Annotated in this window: 16 protein-coding genes; 12 read left to right on the top strand and 4 right to left on the bottom strand. The window is 52.9% G+C overall.

The window, feature by feature from the left end; translation table 11 throughout:
- The first annotated feature begins 37 nt into the window (after positions 1 to 37).
- Together clpB and NYE29_RS08395 are read left to right on the top strand one after the other, a co-directional pair.
- A complete protein-coding gene (gene clpB, locus NYE29_RS08400; protein ID WP_340895349.1) occupies positions 38 to 2,680 on the top strand; it encodes an ATP-dependent chaperone ClpB in 2,643 nt (880 codons plus the stop codon).
- 41 nt (positions 2,681 to 2,721) lie between these two features.
- The gene (locus NYE29_RS08395) at positions 2,722 to 3,039 is read left to right on the top strand and encodes a hypothetical protein (RefSeq protein WP_340895347.1); all 318 of its coding nucleotides are present in this window, start codon (positions 2,722 to 2,724) and stop codon (positions 3,037 to 3,039) included.
- Positions 3,040 to 3,511: 472 nt separating this feature from the next.
- On the opposite strand, the gene NYE29_RS08390 is transcribed toward NYE29_RS08395, so the two are convergent.
- A complete protein-coding gene (locus NYE29_RS08390) occupies positions 3,512 to 3,772 on the bottom strand; it encodes a hypothetical protein (protein WP_144024514.1) in 261 nt (86 codons plus the stop codon).
- Positions 3,769 to 5,706, bottom strand: coding sequence for a glycosyltransferase family 2 protein (locus tag NYE29_RS08385; RefSeq protein ID WP_076114548.1), 1,938 nt, complete (start codon positions 5,704 to 5,706; stop codon positions 3,769 to 3,771). The genes NYE29_RS08390 and NYE29_RS08385 overlap by 4 nt, the downstream gene beginning before the upstream one ends.
- Positions 5,707 to 5,938: 232 nt before the next feature.
- On the opposite strand from NYE29_RS08385, the gene NYE29_RS08380 reads away from it, so the two are divergent.
- The 9 genes from NYE29_RS08380 (at position 5,939) to NYE29_RS08340 (ending at position 13,681) form a co-directional block, all read left to right on the top strand.
- A complete protein-coding gene (locus NYE29_RS08380; protein ID WP_038584928.1) occupies positions 5,939 to 6,151 on the top strand; it encodes a hypothetical protein in 213 nt (70 codons plus the stop codon).
- Positions 6,148 to 6,579, top strand: a complete 432-nt coding sequence (locus NYE29_RS08375) for a peptidylprolyl isomerase (RefSeq protein ID WP_076114549.1) — start codon at positions 6,148 to 6,150, stop codon at positions 6,577 to 6,579. The genes NYE29_RS08380 and NYE29_RS08375 overlap by 4 nt, the downstream gene beginning before the upstream one ends.
- A gap of 137 nt (positions 6,580 to 6,716) precedes the next feature.
- On the top strand, positions 6,717 to 8,330 hold the full coding sequence (locus NYE29_RS08370; RefSeq protein WP_076114550.1) for an ABC transporter substrate-binding protein: 1,614 nt from the start codon (positions 6,717 to 6,719) through the stop codon (positions 8,328 to 8,330).
- 84 nt (positions 8,331 to 8,414) lie between these two features.
- Positions 8,415 to 9,365 (top strand): ABC transporter permease, encoded by a 951-nt coding sequence (locus tag NYE29_RS08365; RefSeq protein WP_076114551.1) that lies wholly within the window; start codon positions 8,415 to 8,417, stop codon positions 9,363 to 9,365.
- Between the two features lie 4 nt (positions 9,366 to 9,369).
- On the top strand, positions 9,370 to 10,215 hold the full coding sequence (locus NYE29_RS08360; RefSeq protein ID WP_076114552.1) for an ABC transporter permease: 846 nt from the start codon (positions 9,370 to 9,372) through the stop codon (positions 10,213 to 10,215).
- Positions 10,216 to 10,230: 15 nt separating this feature from the next.
- Positions 10,231 to 11,244 (top strand): ABC transporter ATP-binding protein, encoded by a 1,014-nt coding sequence (locus tag NYE29_RS08355; RefSeq protein WP_076114553.1) that lies wholly within the window; start codon positions 10,231 to 10,233, stop codon positions 11,242 to 11,244.
- Entirely contained in the window at positions 11,241 to 12,158 is a 918-nt protein-coding gene (locus NYE29_RS08350; RefSeq protein ID WP_076114554.1) for an ABC transporter ATP-binding protein, read from the top strand. Before NYE29_RS08355 ends, NYE29_RS08350 begins: the two co-directional genes overlap by 4 nt.
- Positions 12,159 to 12,231: 73 nt before the next feature.
- Positions 12,232 to 12,669: a hypothetical protein gene (locus tag NYE29_RS08345; protein WP_038584947.1), complete on the top strand. Its 438-nt coding sequence runs from the start codon at positions 12,232 to 12,234 to the stop codon at positions 12,667 to 12,669.
- Between the two features lie 175 nt (positions 12,670 to 12,844).
- Positions 12,845 to 13,681, top strand: a complete 837-nt coding sequence (locus NYE29_RS08340; protein ID WP_340895341.1) for an MBL fold metallo-hydrolase — start codon at positions 12,845 to 12,847, stop codon at positions 13,679 to 13,681.
- Between the two features lie 43 nt (positions 13,682 to 13,724).
- Here the strand turns inward: NYE29_RS08340 and NYE29_RS08335 are convergent, their stop codons facing one another.
- Positions 13,725 to 14,564, bottom strand: coding sequence for an SDR family oxidoreductase (locus NYE29_RS08335; protein ID WP_038584953.1), 840 nt, complete (start codon positions 14,562 to 14,564; stop codon positions 13,725 to 13,727).
- A 205-nt stretch (positions 14,565 to 14,769) separates the two neighbouring features.
- Between NYE29_RS08335 and NYE29_RS08330 the strand changes: the two genes are divergently transcribed.
- A complete protein-coding gene (locus tag NYE29_RS08330; protein ID WP_076111534.1) occupies positions 14,770 to 15,810 on the top strand; it encodes an AI-2E family transporter in 1,041 nt (346 codons plus the stop codon).
- Between the two features lie 196 nt (positions 15,811 to 16,006).
- Here NYE29_RS08330 and NYE29_RS08325 read toward each other — a convergent pair whose 3' ends face one another.
- Positions 16,007 to 16,441 (bottom strand): hypothetical protein, encoded by a 435-nt coding sequence (locus NYE29_RS08325; RefSeq protein WP_256718147.1) that lies wholly within the window; start codon positions 16,439 to 16,441, stop codon positions 16,007 to 16,009.
- Positions 16,442 to 16,675 lie beyond the last annotated feature (234 nt).

Genomic DNA, 16,675 nt, shown 5'->3' with positions numbered 1-16,675 from the left:
ATAGGAGCGATGAAGAAAGGGAAAGGTGATGAAGGAGATGGACTTCAACAAACTAACACAAAAACTGCAGGAAGCCGTTGCAGCCGCACAATCGCTGGCGGGAGCGGGCGGACATCAGGAGATCGATAACCTCCACCTGCTTAAGGCGCTGCTCCAGCAGCAGGATGGATTGCTGCCGCGGCTGCTGCAGAAGATGAATATTCCCGCTGCCGAGCTGCTGCAGGGCACGGATGAGCTGCTTCAGCGGAAGCCCGGCGTCAGCGGATCGGGTGCCGGCACGATGCGGCGGTACGCTTCACCATCGCTGATTGCCGTACTGGAGCAGGCCGAGAAGGAAGCGGCAGGGATGCAGGATGAGTTCGTTGCCGTAGAGCATGCCGTACTGGCCATGGTGTCTGTTTCCGGCAGCGAAAACCGCGAGCTGCGCGAACTGTTTGCCAGCCGGGGGATTACACGCGACAAGCTGCTGGCTGTGCTTGCAGATATCCGCGGGCACCAGCGGGTGACGAGCCGGGAGCCGGAAGCCATCTACGAGGTGTTGGAGAAATACGGCCGCGATCTGGTGGCCGAAGTGCGGGCCGGCAAGATTGATCCCGTTATTGGACGTGACGGGGAGATTCGCCGGGTCATCCGCATCCTCTCCCGCAAAACCAAAAACAACCCGGTGCTGATCGGGGAGCCGGGCGTAGGGAAGACGGCCATCGTCGAAGGGCTGGCTCACCGGATCGTCCGCAAGGATGTGCCAGAGGGACTGAAGGACAAGACGATTTTTTCGCTCGATATGAGTGCGCTGGTCGCCGGAGCCAAATACCGCGGGGAATTCGAGGAGCGGCTGCAGGCGGTCCTAAAGGAGATACGCGAGAGTAACGGCCGGATCATTCTCTTCATTGATGAGCTGCATACGATTGTCGGAGCAGGCAAAACGGAAGGAGCGATGGACGCCGGCAACATGCTGAAGCCGATGCTGGCCCGCGGCGAGCTGCACTGTATCGGGGCGACAACGCTGGATGAGTACCGCAAGTATATCGAGAAGGACCCGGCGCTGGAGCGCCGTTTCCAGCAGGTGCTGGTCAGTGAGCCGGATGTGGAGGACACGATTTCCATTCTGCGCGGGCTGAAGGAACGTTTTGAGGTGCATCACGGGGTCAAAATCCATGACAGCGCACTTGTAGCAGCGGGCGTGCTGTCGAACCGCTATATCACGGACCGGTTCCTCCCGGATAAGGCGATTGATCTGGTGGATGAGGCCTGCGCAATGATCCGCACGGAGATCGACTCCATGCCGGGTGAAATGGATGAGGTGACCCGCCGCCTGATGCAGATGGAGATTGAAGAAGCTGCGCTGAAGAAGGAAACTGACGACGCCAGCAAACGTAGGCTGGAATCCTTGCAGCGTGAATTGGCCGACCTTAAGGAGAAGCATCTCGGGATGACTGCGCGCTGGGAAAAGGAAAAGTCAGCTATTCAAGGCATCCGTGAGCTGAAGAAAAAATTGGAGCAGGCGCGCAAGGACCTGGTGGATGCGCAGGAAATCTACGACCTCAACAAATCGGCGGAGCTGAGCTACGGCATCATCCCGGATCTGGAGCGGCAGGTGAAGGCTGCGGAGGAAGCGGCGCAGCAAGATCAGGAGACCCGGCTGCTGCGCGAGGCCGTGACAGAGGAAGAAATCGCGGATATCGTCTCCCGCTGGACAGGAGTTCCCGTGAGCAGACTGGTCGAAGGCGAGCGGGATAAGCTGCTGCGGCTGGAGGATACGCTGCATGAGCGGGTTGTCGGGCAGGAGGAGGCGGTCCGGCTGGTAGCAGATGCCGTGCTCCGGGCCCGGGCAGGCATCAAAGACCCGAACCGGCCCATCGGCTCCTTCCTTTTCCTCGGGCCGACCGGTGTTGGCAAAACCGAGCTGGCAAAGGCGCTGGCCGTATCGCTGTTCGACCGTGAAGACGGCATGATCCGTATTGATATGTCGGAGTACATGGAGAAGCACAGCGTCTCGCGCCTTGTCGGCGCGCCTCCGGGATATGTCGGCTATGAGGAAGGCGGCCAGCTTACCGAAGCGGTGCGCCGTCAGCCCTACACCGTTGTCCTCCTGGACGAGGTGGAGAAGGCCCATCCCGATGTGTTCAACATCCTGCTGCAGCTGCTGGATGACGGGCGGCTGACCGATTCGCAAGGCCGGATCGTCGACTTCAAAAATTCGATTATCATTATGACCTCAAATATCGGCTCGCCGCATCTGATCCAGGGCACCGATGATAATGGGGAGCTTACCCAGGCGGTTAAGGACAGAGTCATGAAGGAACTGAGCGGGCATTTCCGTCCCGAGTTCCTGAACCGGGTTGACGATATCGTAATGTTCAAGCCGCTGACATTGGCTGAAATTGAGCAGATCGTTGTCAAGCTGGTCGACGGCTTGCGTCTGCGTCTGAGCGACCGGGGGGTTGGCCTTAAGCTAAGCGAGGCGGCGGTGCGGTTCATCGCCAAGGAGGGTTTTGATCCGGTGTACGGAGCAAGACCGCTCAAACGGTTCATCCAGCGCAGTCTGGAGACACCTGTTGCGCGCGCCCTCATTGCCGGGGAAGCGCCGGAGGGATCCGTCCTGGAGGTTCACCATGTGGGCGGTGAGCTGAAAGTTTCCATTGCCAAGCCGGAGCCGGCGGAGAAAATAAGCACAGTGTGAGAAGCTGGCAGATAAGTTGTGTCTGGCAGGGAGCAGCGGCCTTGGTGCGCTATGTTCCGCGCCACGAAGAAACTCGCGATACGAGGCGTTCTGTGCTGCGAAACACTACTGGTGCGCGTTCTGCGCTGCATAACACTACTGGTGCGCACTTTGCGCTGCGTGACACTACTGGTGCGTACTCTGTGCTGCGAAACACTACTGGTGCGTACTCTGCGCTGCGAAACACTACTGGTGCCGCACTCCGCACTGCGAAGCAGGGCGCTGGTACTTTGCGTTCCACATCGCGCACCGCTCAGTTCAGACTATGCGATGCCCTGCCTTGGCTGGAATTGGCTGCCAAGGCAGTTCTTCCGATCTGATCAGCAGATAGCTGCACTTCGTACAACTAAATGGACCCGTTATCCATGCGGTGGAGGTTTAATTGTATTTCGTGCAGCTATTTTTTTGATTTCCCGCCCATTCAGCCTTGTGACGGTTTTTTAATTGCAGGAACTGCAACTATAAGCCGCTTCTGGCCTTTTTGGCTGGGAATAGTTGCACGAAATACAGCTATAGATCTGGAATTGAAATTCTGTACTCCACAATTCCGCAATTCCACAATTCCGCAATTCCGCAATCAATCTGCTTACGGCAGACATCCATTTATTGCACTTGGTGAAGCGAAGTAACTGGTGCAGATTAAGGGTATCTACTGCTACCTGCTGCACCAAATTGTCCAAGTCCGGCACAAAAAGAGCGTCCACCAGCTATGTATGGCCGGTGGACGCTCTTTTTGTGCTATTGGAACTGTATAGGCTAATGGTGCAGCTTTCAACTAAAAATGCACTTTACTCAAGAAAACTGAGGGCAACAGCGCCCTAGAGCAGATGACCGCGATTCTTCAAATGGCGGTAGAGTAATCAGCGGTGCTACTGTCGAGCTGAGGCCGTAGAAATGGGACAGATTCATCATCGTGCCCGAAACGGCCATCGAGCCGAAGATCAGAAAACTGACGAACACGGCCAGCAGCTGCAGAATATAGTTTCGTTTAGTTGATGCGTACAGTGAAATTTGCATGAAAAACCGCATAGGGTCCAGTATGCTACCTCTCACTCTATCCAAGGAACCAAATTCGGGTGCTGCTCAAGAATGGAGGCATATTGCTCTTTCCAACCGTATATTCCATCCGGATCAAGCAGCATATAGCGCAAATATTTATCCAGCCGGAATTCTGGCCGGGACCAGCCGAGATGCTTAAGCCGCAAATTGCTTAATTGATGGGGCAGCTCAAAAATATTCTCCGGCAGCCGTCCGCAATGCTGCGGCGATTCATTCCAGATGTAGGGGAAACCCTCGCGGTAGCGGAGCAGAAACGGACGATAGCTGTGGTGGGAACGCCAATACCTGTCTTCACGGTAATGATGATCATCCCAGAAATCATAGAGCCGGAAGCAGAACAGGTCGCAAGCATCCTCCCGCAGCAGGGCGTCGATGTTCCCGGCAAACCTTTCCTCAAAAATCTCATCCGCATCCAGGCTCAGGATCCATTCCGGCCCACTCTTAACAACCTCATCCCACTGCTGCTTGCGCAGCTCTGCCTCATTGCTGAACTTGGAGACGGTGTTGTGTATAAGACGGAGTGGAATGCCCTGAAGGGCTTCCCGGCAAATGTCAGCCGTGTTATCCGTGCTGCCATCGTCAATAATGACGGCTTCGTCGATATACTTGCGATGCTCCTGCAGAATCTGCCGCAGAAAGCGCTGGCTCTCATTCTTGACGACCATCGTCAAGGTCAGCTTCGGTCGTCTGGCAGCCGGGGAAGCATTGGCGGAGGATGCCGACGTGAGGGCATTGGCGGCACGATCCGCTGCCTCAGCGGGTTCATCTCCCGGCATTGCTGGCAGGTCTTTGCTCAGGCGTACCTTCGCCTCAGCCGCTGTCCACGGAGCAGAATGCGGCTGCGAATCCTGTTGAACCGACGTTTCCCCGGATCCCGCTTCCGGTTCTGCGGGCTCTGCGGCTTTTGCCGATGGGCCAGCCTCCGACTCCGACTTTTCTACAGCTCCCGGTGCCGCAGAACCCTCCGTTTCTTCTACAACTCCCGGAACCGCCTCCGTTCGTTGTACGCCTCCCGGTGCAGCGGCAGCTTTTGTTTCATGTGCGTCTCCCATCGTTCCCGCCGTGTCTGCTGCATCTGCCCCGTCATCCGTCCCGTCTACAGCTGCTTCCGGAGCGGGTGACGTCAGCCGGATATAATCATCCACCTTACTAAGGTCGCTGTCCCTGTAGAGATGCAGCGCAGGATAGTGGGTGTCGACATATAACAGAATGCCCAGAGCGGCGGCACGGATGCAGAAATGGCGGTCTTCGCCCCAGTAGGAGATATTCCGGATCACATCATAGCTTACCCCGGACTCGATAGCCCGGCGGCTGATCAGCGTGCAGGCGCCAAGTCCGCCAACCTCATAGATTCCCGGCTGCTGCAGCTTAGACAGAAAGGCGTGAAATCTGTGGTTGATCTCCTCGTGGGTAAGCTTCTCCCCCGGAAGTGCCTCCCACTGGTTGTACTCGTCATGCATCCAGACCTGCGGCTGCAGCATCGTATTTGGCTGCCACTGTGTCCAGAAGACCTCCGAGATAATATCTTTTTGTGTCTGGATCAGGTGGAGTAACGTGTCCGGATGTAAGATCAAATCCGAATCGATCAGGAACAGATAATCATAGCCGAAGGCTTCAGCCCGCCGGATCATCAGGTTCTTGAAGCCAGCCACCTTCCAAACCAGGCCAGAATTCCAGAAATGGGTATGGTCATCCCGGACATAGGTATCGCGGAAGCCGGAGGACTGCAGGAATACATTATTGGCGCTTTTGGAGAATTCCTGCAGCAGTGAACTGGACGCTTCATCCTCATTGTCATCAATGAAATAAAAATCCAGCTCAACACCGTCAAGCCGCAGGCGCAGCAGTGATTTTAGAAATTGGTGCAGGATCAGCGGTTTTTGGTGGATCGGGCTGCCGAGCAGTACGCGTGTCTGGGGTCCGCTCATAGCTTTCCATTCCAGTACAGGGTCATCATTAATAGAACATCCCCTTGGATTTACAAATAGATGATATAGGTTATATGTATTCAATATATTTAGAGAGGTACTAGACTAACCCTTATTTTTTAAAGGGGGTGGGAATTTATGGATTGGTGTCTGGAGACGGCCTGTTGTACAATACCGCTTAAAGACTGCAACGGGCAGTCAGCAGGCTGACGGGAGGAGTGGCGCTATCGCTATGGATAAATCACCGCTGAAAGTACAACAGCTGATCAATCTGCTGCTGGCAATGAATCCGCGTGCCGAGGTGTTCTGGCATGATGCGGAGGGGAACTACCGTCCGCTGCGGGACGAGGATGTACAGGAGATCTATGCGCCGGAGGAAGCTGCCAAGACGGTTGCCCATATTGGCGGCCCTTATAGAAATGAAGAGCCGGAGGGGAGATCATGAAGCAGGCATCCATCAGACTGGAGCAAGGACAGGTTATTGAGCTTGAGCTTCATGAGCAGGAAGCCCCGGGTACCGTAGCCAATTTTGAAAAGCTGGCGAACAGCGGCTTTTATAACGGCCTGACTTTTCAGCGTGTAGTCCGCGGGTTCGTAGCTCAAGGCGGGTGTCCCGAAGGCACGGGGCGTGGAGGTACCGATAAAATCCCCTGTGAAACGCAGAATAATCCCCATAAGCATGTGCGCGGCGCCTTGTCGATGGCTCATTTCGGGCCTAATACCGGCAGCTGCCAGTTTTTTATCTGCTATGATACGTTTGATTATTTGGATCCCTGGCATACGGTGTTCGGAAGAGTCACGGCAGGAATGGAGCATGTGGACGCCTTGAAGCGCGGGGATATCATGTCAGAGGTCAAGGTGGGGAATCATTAGACGCCCTACCCGTCTTTACAGGCGATTCCCTCGAACTCCCATTATTGTGAATTTGCATCCATTGTAATCCCGAGTATTCCGATATATAATTCATAACAGAAGTAGTGAAGTTGCTCATAGACATGGAGGAGAAACAAATGCGTAGAGGATTATCAGGGGTTATTGTTCTAATATTGTTAACGGTTATGATCAGTGCGTGCTCCGGGGGGAATAACGCAGCATCAACAAATGCAAGCCAGTCACCGGACGCCTCGCAGCAGCCTGCGGCAGGTGAACCCAAAGACGGCGGGAACTTGATTATCGGGGTGGCTTCCGATCCGGTAGTGCTTAATCCGAACTATGCAGGTGACCGGGTCAGCCTGACGATTGACCAGGCGCTGTATGCCCCGTTGTTCCAGGTTAAAAACGGAGAGAAAACATTTTATCTGGCGGATAGCCTTACGCCTTCGGCCGATAATCTTACTTATACACTGAAGCTGAAAAGCGGACTCACCTGGCATGACGGAGAGAAGCTGACAGCGGACGACGTAGTGTTTACGATTGACAGCATTTTGGATGAGGCACAGAACAGCTTCCTCAGAGCCAGCTTTGTCATCGGCGACAAGCCGGTCAAAGCGGTGAAAGTGGATGATGTGACTGTAGAATTCCAGCTGCCGCAAGTCAGCCCGGCTTTCGAAGCTGCGCTGGTACAGGTGTTCCCGATTCCAAAGCATATTTTTGAGAACGAAACCGATCTGGAGAAAAGCACCAAAAACGCCTCTCCTGTAGGTTCGGGCCCATTCAAGTTTAAAGAATATAAAGCCGGTGAGTATCTTACACTGGAAAGATTCGATAACTATTTCGGCGGTAAGCCGCACCTGGATTCCGTAACTTACCGGATTGCCAAGGATACGAACGCTGCCAACCTTGCCCTGCAGAATGGCGAGATCAACGTGCAGTACCTGGATCCAAAGGATGTAGCGACTATCCAGGCTACAAATAATTTTCAGATCTTGCCTTACAGTGAAGGCCGCCTGGCTTATCTGATGTTCAATGCCAACAGCGACACAGGTGTTCTGGCTAAAAAAGAAGTACGTCAAGCTTTGTCCCTGGCGCTTAGCCGTGATGAACTGATCCAAACGGCATACACTTCCAGTGAATATGCCGATCCGGCGAAGTCATTCCTGACTCCGGACGCGCTATATTTCTCCAATGACGTGACTACGTATGACAATGATGTCGCCAAAGCAAAGGAACTGCTGGAAGCGGCTGGGGTCAGCAACCTCAAGCTGAGATATATTGTGCAAAGCGGCAACAAAACACAGGAAGCCATCTCCCTGTATGTGCAGCAGAAGCTTAAAGCGGTCGGCGTAGAGGTTGAACTGCAGAATATGGATTCCTCAGCCTGGGTGCAGAAGTTTATTGACCTGAAGGCTAAGGACTACGAGCTGGCTTTGACCGGATACATCATGGGATATGATCCCGATGCTTACCGCATCCTGTTCACTTCGGGCGCTTCCTCCAACTACTCGCATTATGCGAATCCAGAGGTTGACCAGTTGCTGAAGGATGGAGCCGGCGAGGCTGACACAGCCAAACGCGGCGAGATCTACAAGAAAGCACAGCAAATTGTTGCTGAAGATGCACCGATCTACCCAATCGCTTATACTAAAACTGTCGTAGCCGTGTCCAACGCCTATGGCGGAATTGAAGAGGCTGTTCTGAAGCCTGTCGTTATTTTCGAAGATTTGTCCAAAATCTATTTGAAATAAAGCGCAGCGAAAAATAAGTACGGCAAAAAATAAGCTGGACATCCAGCTTATTTTTTGCTGATCAAGAGCTGGGAGAATATGCGTATGAGACAACTCATTTTTCGTAGACTGCTGCAAACGATCCCGATGTTGTTCTTCGTGTCGGTTGTCTGTTTTACGATGATCAAGCTGGCTCCGGGAGATCCGGTGCTGTCCTTTGTAACACCGAATATGCATGCCGATGATATCGAGCGCATCCGCCATAACCTGGGGCTGGATAAGCCGGCGTATATTCAATATTTTATCTGGATCAAAGAAATCGCCCAGGGCGACTTCGGGTATTCCCTGGTCAACCATCAGCCGGTATTGGATCAAATTCTGGACCGTTTGCCGGCGACAGCCGGACTCATGGGCAGTGCGATCCTGCTTGCGGTGCTGCTGGCGATTCCCCTTGGCCTGATTGCCGGTGCGAACCGCAACCGCTGGGCCGACAAGCTGATTAATTTCATCTCCTACATCGGGATTTCGGTGCCATTATTCTGGCTGGCTATTTTGCTAATGTACTTATTTGCCATTAAACTGCATCTGCTGCCGAGTATGGGGATGCGTACGATTGGCGTGGAATCGGCGGTTGATGTGCTGAAGCACGGGATTTTGCCTTGCTCTGTTCTGGCTTTTGGTTTTCTCGCCACATACGTGCGCTACATCCGCTCCAGCACCATCGGACAGCTAAAAGAGGAATATGTGCAGATTCAGTATGCTTTTGGCTCGAAGAAGTCGACGATACTGTTTCGTCATGTCATGAAGCATGTGCTGCTGCCTGTAATTACGCTGCTCGGCATGTCTATGGGCGATCTGGTGGCGGGGGCCATCGTGACGGAGACGGTATTTTCCTGGCCGGGCATCGGGTCGCTGGGAATGACGGCAGTCAAGGGAATGGATTACCCGGTCATTATGGGGATCACGCTATTCTCTTCGCTGATGCTGATTATCGGCAATCTGGTGGCGGATATTCTCTATAGCTTCGTTGATCCGAGAATTAAATTAAAGGGGTGACCTCATGAATCGCAGTAAATGGAAAAATCTAAAATCAGAGCTGTTTACGAACGGTCTGGGTGTCGCCGCTCTCGTAATATTGATTGTATTTACCCTTGGAGCCATTTTTGCCTTCCTGTCCGGCTATGATCCCAATGCAATGGATGCGATGGCGAGACTAACTCCGCCGGGGGCCGCCCATTGGTTTGGAACGGATGACTATGGACGGGATTATCTGGCCAGAGCGTTGTACGGCGGCCGCGTGTCCCTGCTGGTTGGCTTCGCCTCGATGGTTGTGGCAACCGTCATTGGGGTAACAGTGGGCGTAATCAGCGGCTATTTCGGCGGCTGGCTGGATAATCTCCTGATGCGTATGCTGGATGTTATCATGTCGATTCCTTCCTTCCTGATTCTGCTGCTGCTCAGCGTGTTTCTGAAACCAAGCGTCAGCAACATTATCATCATTATTGCGCTCCTGATGTGGATGAATGTAGCCCGGGTTATCCGTGCGGAGGCGATGACGATCAAGGAACGCGAATATGTGCTGTACGCCAAGGCGTCGGGACAAAGCGCCACAGGCATTATCTGGCGGCATATTCTTCCCGGTCTGGTGCCGGTCATTATTGTAGGGGCAACGAACAACATTGCTTCGGCCATTATGATGGAATCCTCGCTGAGCTTTCTCGGCTTCGGCGTTCAGCCGCCGCATGCCACTTGGGGCAGCATGCTGAACAGCGCGCAGGGCTATATTGCCCAGGCGCCTTACTTGGCGCTGTTTCCCGGGCTGATGATTTTGTTAACCGTACTGAGCTTTAATGTGCTGGGTGATATTTTGCGGGTTGGCTTTGAACCAAAGCTGATCCGGAGATAGGAGAGTGAAGACATCATGACGCAGAGGCTGCTGTCTGTTGAGGAATTGCAAGTATCGTTCTCTACCCGCGATGGGGAGAACCAGGCGGTCCGGGGAGTCAGCTTTCATATAGATGCCGGTGAAACCGTGGGAATCGTCGGGGAATCCGGCAGTGGTAAAAGTGTCACGGCCAAGGCGATTATGTCCTTGATTACGTCTCCAGGCCGCATCACCGCCGGAAATATTGAGTTCCGCGGCGAGAGTCTGAACGGGCTCTCGGAGAAGCAGTGGCGCAAGCTGCGCGGCAACCGGATCGCCATGGTCTTTCAGGACCCGATGACCTCGCTGAATCCGGTCAAGCGAATCGGGCAGCAATTAACGGAAGTGATCCGCAGACACCGCGGATTGAATAAAGAAGCGGCTTATGCCGAAGCGGCGGACATGCTGCGCCAAGTGGGCATTCGTGATCCGGAGCAGCGGCTGAAGCAGTATCCGCATGAATTCAGCGGAGGAATGCGGCAGCGGGTGATGATCGCCATGGCGCTCTCCTGCCAGCCGGAGCTGCTGATTGCCGACGAGCCGACAACCGCGCTGGATGCAACGATCCAGGCGCAGATTCTTGACCTGTTTAAAGAGCTGAAGGGAAGATCGGAGACCGCTGTCGCGCTAATCACCCATGATCTCGGTGTGGTGGCGCAGGTCTGCACCCGGGTAATCGTGATGTACGGCGGGCTTATTATGGAGGAGGGGACGGTCCAGGATATCTTCTACCGCCCCCAGCATCCCTATACCCAAGGCCTGCTGCGCTCGATTCCGAAACGTGGCGGCGGCTCGCGCGAGCGGCTTATTCCGATTGAGGGCACGCCGCCGGATCTGCTGGATCCGCCGCCGGGCTGCCCGTTTATGGAACGCTGCCCGCATGCCTTTGCCCGCTGCAGCGAGCGGCCTCCGGTAACCGAGCTGTCTCCGGGCCACCGCTCAATGTGCTGGCTGGCGGAAGGCGCGCCGGAAGCTGCTGCAGTTCGTGCGGAAGGAGGGGAAACCCTGTGAGTAAAAGCGATGTGCTGGTGGATGTGAACAATCTCAAGAAGCATTTCTCCAAAGGCAAAGATATGCGCGGACGGGACACCGCCGTGCTGAAAGCAGTCGACGGCGTCAGCTTCCAAATCCGCCGGGGCGAAACCTTCGGACTGGTCGGAGAATCGGGCAGCGGCAAGTCGACCGTAGGACGCTGCCTGCTCCGGCTATACGATTATACAGGCGGCGAGGTGTCATTTGACGGCCAGTCGCTCGGCTCTCTTAGCGAGAAGCAGCTGAAGCCTTTCCGCAGACGGATTCAGTCGATCTTTCAGGATCCGTATTCCTCGCTGAATCCCAGTCTGAATGTGCTGGAGCTGATCAGCGAGCCGATGAAAATCCATGGCGTGCACCAGGGTGAAGAACGCAAAGAAGCGGTGGCCTTGCTGCTGGAGAAGGTAGGACTCAAGAGGGAGCATCTGTACCGCTTCCCTCATGAGTTCAGCGGCGGCCAGCGCCAGCGGATATCCATCGCCAGAGCGCTTTCCGTGCGGCCTGAATTTGTCGTCTGTGACGAGCCGATTTCGGCGCTCGACGTCTCCGTCCAAGCTCAAGTCGTCAATATGCTGGAGGATTTACAGTCCGAATTCGGACTGACGTATCTCTTCATCGCCCATGATCTGTCGATGGTCCGGCATATTTCCGACCGGATCGGCGTCATGTACGGCGGACGCCTTGTCGAGGTTGCGGAGAGCGATGAGCTGTACGACAACCCAATTCATCCGTATACTAAAGCGTTGCTGTCTTCCATTCTGGAGACAGACCCAATGAAGGTGAATCAGAGAATTCATCTCGACGGCTTCTCTGTCTCGCGCGGCGAGGGCGAAGCCGTCAAGCTGCAGGAAGTGAGCCCAGGCCACTTTGTGGCCTACGACTTCGCGGAATAAAGGCCAGCTGTGCTATGATTTGAAATAAGGATAGGCTGAGTTAATGGTGTTATTACTGGAGGGAGGTCATACAATGACAGAAACATCGGGCAAAGTTAAATTATCGCAATGGGATGCGCTGCTGCTGGAATCGCTGCGGTCCTTGGGGTGGGAGAGCGGGCAGCTGCTCGGAATAACCTCCGGGGGAGAACTGCCGGTGGACGAAAGTGAATTCCATTTTGACTATCAGCAATTGGCAGCATTCGCTGCGGAGCAGCCGGAGGAGTACCGCCGCGCGGTAACGGATGGCTACCAGATCAAGTACAATACCATTCGTGGAATCCGCAGCTGGATTGCCGTAGCCCTCGGCAAAGAGGCGCAGCTTGAGCTGGAGGAAGGCAAGGAAGCGGTGGAATTGGCTCTGACGGACGCTGAGAAAAGCCGTCTGGAAGCGGTGCTCTCCTTCGGATGGCATATTATTTCAGGACAGGCTGAGGCGGGAGTATACCGGATTGAGCCGATCCAGCGGTAAACGGGGTACAAGGCATTCATAAAGTTCTATCGACATCAGAGAAGATTGTGCCTGGCGCTGCCGGGGCAATCTTTTTTTATTGAAATATAAGTATTTATATGTGAACTTATAAGGTAGACATAAGAATTTTGCTGGTGTGAAATAGAAACGTTGATCCGGGCTAGGAGGGGAATCGGTGTTAAAATCGAAAAGCGCAGGGGTTACACTATTTCAGAGTGATCTCTATGAGACCAATTCGCTTGTAGTGGAGACTGTAGAATGTGTGCTGGTGGTGGATCCATGCTGGCTGCCGCGTGAAGTGGAGGAAATCCGGCAGTATGTAGAGAATACCCTTGCCGGCAGACGGCTGCTGCTGTTATTCACGCACTCTGATTATGATCATATTATCGGGTATGGGGCTTTCAAGGAGGCCGAAGTTATCGCCAGCAGAGCATTTGCCGGCAAAAGCGAAGAAGAGCGGAAGGCGATTATCGAGGATCTCCGGACCTTTGATGACAATTACTATCTGAGAAGGCCTTACGAGACAAATTATCCGGCAGTGGATCATATCATAGAACAGGATGGGCAAAGGCTAGTATTCGGAGATATGGTGCTGACCGGCTATGTTGCGCCGGGGCATACGGATGATGGACTGTTTACCTTGGTTGAACCGCTCGGACTGTTCATTGCCGGAGACTATTTGTCGGACGTGGAGTTCCCTTATATTTATGACAACAGCCGTTCCTACGAGCAGACGCTGGGCAAACTGGAACTGATCCTTGCCAATCATGCCATCATGCTGCTGGTTCCCGGACATGGGGAAGCGGCCGACAGCCTGCCCGAAATCTCGCGGCGCCAAGCCGCAGGTCTCGATTATATTCATAATCTGCGGACAGCTATAGCCGAAGGCAAGCAGGAAGACATCGAACGCCTGATCGACGGCTGCGCGTTCCCGCGTAATATGGCCAAATTCCACCGGAGCAACAGGGAGCTGATAGAGAAGGAGCTGGCCGAAACTGCCGGTGAGACTTGAAGACCGGAAACGCAGTTTAGAGCCAGCTCCTCTTTCAAGCCGTTTATAGATTGAGCTGGATCTTGCGGGTGTTGAGCACACCTTCGAGTCCGGTAGGGTCTGTGCTTATCTTGCGGGAGACGAAGGCTTCCGCCTGTTCCGAGGTGCGGATCCGCAGCGGCTTAGTTTCCATATGCACCAGGTCCCACATGACGTCCGCTACAGAAGCAGCGGTCTGCGGCACCACGTTCCGCTGCAGGAATGTCGCGGTATAGGCATCAAGAACCGGCTTATATTCGTCCTCCAGAATTCCTCCGGTGTCGGCTACATGACCAAGCACGGTCTTGTTGAATTCAGTGGCGATGGCTCCCGGCTCAAGCAGCGTGACATCAATATTGAACTGCGGCTTGTAGTAGGTAGCCAGACTTTCCAGCAAGCCCTCCACCGCGAACTTGCTGGCGCAGTAGATCTCGTTCATCGGCTGGCCAACCAGTCCGCCGACGCTTGAAGTGGCTACAATGTGTCCATATCCGGTGCGGCGCAACAGCGGCAGCGCGGCCCGAATCGTATGCATGACGCCATATACGTTAGTGTCGAACACCTTTTGAATGTCCTCCAGCGGTGCTTGTCCAAGCGCCCGGAGATAGCCAAAGCCCGCATTGGCAAACAACACATCAAGTTGGCCCTGCTCCTGATCAATCCGCTCGATCACAGCCTGAACCGATTCCGGCTTCGTAACCTCCAGCTCTACAAAATGAAGATTGCTCTCTCCACGGTACTGTTCCTGATCACGTGCGGGGTTTCGTGTACCAGCGTAGACGATCCAGCCTTCACGCGCGAACTTCAAGGCCGAGGCCAGGCCAATTCCGGATGAGGCTCCGGTAATACAGATGATTTTTCCCATAAGATAAAGACCTCCAGTGGCAGAAATAATTCTGCATATTTAGCGATTATTTTCCACATTATAGCATAATATAGGCTCGGCTCTGATAAGTTGACATAAAGTTTGTATTTCCGCGTATTTTAGGGGCCCTCCAAGTTGCTATAAGTGATTTCATTACTGTAGACTATAAATAAAAGTCCTAATTGCAAGCGAATGGAGAGGAACAATGGAAGTATTCAAGCGTTACTACGCGAATTTAACAGCCCGGCGGTTTTTGATTCTGGCGCTGATCGCACTGTTGCTGTACAGTATTCGAGACATGCTGAATTTGGTGCTGCTGACGTTTTTGATTGCTTATGTAATGAACAGCTTTCAGGTATTGCTGACCAAGCGGACCAGTAGATTTGTTAAGGTGAACAGTAAGGTTATTATTATCATCTTATATCTTGCTTTAATCAGCATGATCGTGATGGCCCTCGTCAAATATCTGCCCAAGGTTTTTGAGCAAATTAAGCAATTAACCAATTTTCTCAGCACCTTAACCTCTGAAGATATTCCGCAGAATGAGATTATGCAGTATTTATTCAACATGCTGAAGGATTTGAACTATGAGTCCTATATGAAGAGTGGCATTGATTATGTGCTCAAGATCAGCAATTGGGGCACAACCTTCGTATTGTCAACCATTCTGAGCTTTGTTTTCATCCTGGAGAAGAACCGGATTGTCAGTTTTACCTCCCGCCTGAGAGAGAGCAAGATTTCCTGGTTCTATGTGGAGCTGGAGTATTTCGGCAAAAAATTCATCTCCTCCTTCGGCAAAGTCATTGAAGCCCAAATTCTGATAGCATTGTTCAATACTTTCTTCACGGTCATCGGGCTGTGGATTCTTGGCTTCCCGTACCTCTTCGCGCTGTCGATCATGATCTTCATGCTCAGCTTGATTCCTGTTGTCGGCTTTGTCATCTCCCTGATTCCGCTCTGCATTATCGGCTATAGCATCGGCGGGCTGGAAATGACGATCTATGTGCTGGCGATGATTGCAGTGCTGCATTTTGTCGAAGGCTATTTCCTCAATCCGAAGCTGATGTCTTCCAAAATGAACCTGCCGATGTTCTACACCTTTATCGTGCTGCTGTTCTCCGAGCATTATATCGGCGTATGGGGACTTATTCTCGGCATTCCGATCTTCGTCTTCTTCCTGGATATTCTGGATATTACCCGGGAGAAGCAGGTGCCTGTGGATATTGAATCGAAAAAGATTCAATAACCCGTCAGATTCCTTAGTTGCATAATAAAAAGTGGCATTCCTACTTAACGAAAGTTGGAATGCCACTTTTTCTTTGTTCAAATATAAGCATTTATATGCTGTACGCTATAAATTATCCTTCTATTTCTCGCTGAAACGGATACCGTCCTTTTGAGGACGGTATCCGTTTCCACTTGCGATTGTTATGTAGTTCCCGTTAATCGAATGAGGTAAGAACGCTTTGAGTCACAAGCTCGCTGAGTTCGGCTTTCTGAGCGGTATATTGCTCCAAAGTAATGCTTCCGCTTGCCAGTCTGGCATCAAGCTGCTGGGTTAACTGGGCTACCTGCAGGTGAATAACGCTGTCAATATTCCCGCCGTTCTCTACAGCGATATCATGTAAGGACTTCCCGTCATAGAGTGCCTCGTACAAATCCTCGTCAGAGGATTGATTCAGTGCCTCCAGTAATTCATCCTTGTCTGCCACATTGGTAGAAGTGGACCATTTGGCTACTGGAGCGGCCGCTGCGGCTGCTGCAGGCTTGCCCCAGGTGGTTCCTCCAAAGGACATGGCCACAATCATCGTTCCGACAATCATCACCCGTTTAATGTTCATGCGTTTAATGTTCATGTTCATATGTTTTATATTCATCAGTGTCATCCTCACTTTAAGTGTAATGTTATATCAATCAAGGGGCGTAGGTTACGGCAATTAGAACTTTAGCTTAAGCTTATTGTAAACGGTGAAGCTGAGGCTAAGCTTAAGTCTGGTTTAAGATAACCTAAAAATTGGGCTCCTGACGAATACTACGTTTAAATTGGCAAGCGGGTTCGTTTTTTTGGAAGCAGGCAAGGGTTTTGGTCAAACAGGCGAACAAAGGTATAC

The sequence above is a fragment of the Paenibacillus sp. FSL M7-1046 genome (assembly GCF_038007405.1).
Lineage (GTDB): Bacteria > Bacillota > Bacilli > Paenibacillales > Paenibacillaceae > Paenibacillus_AQ.
This window is presented reverse-complemented; position numbering and strand designations above follow the sequence as displayed.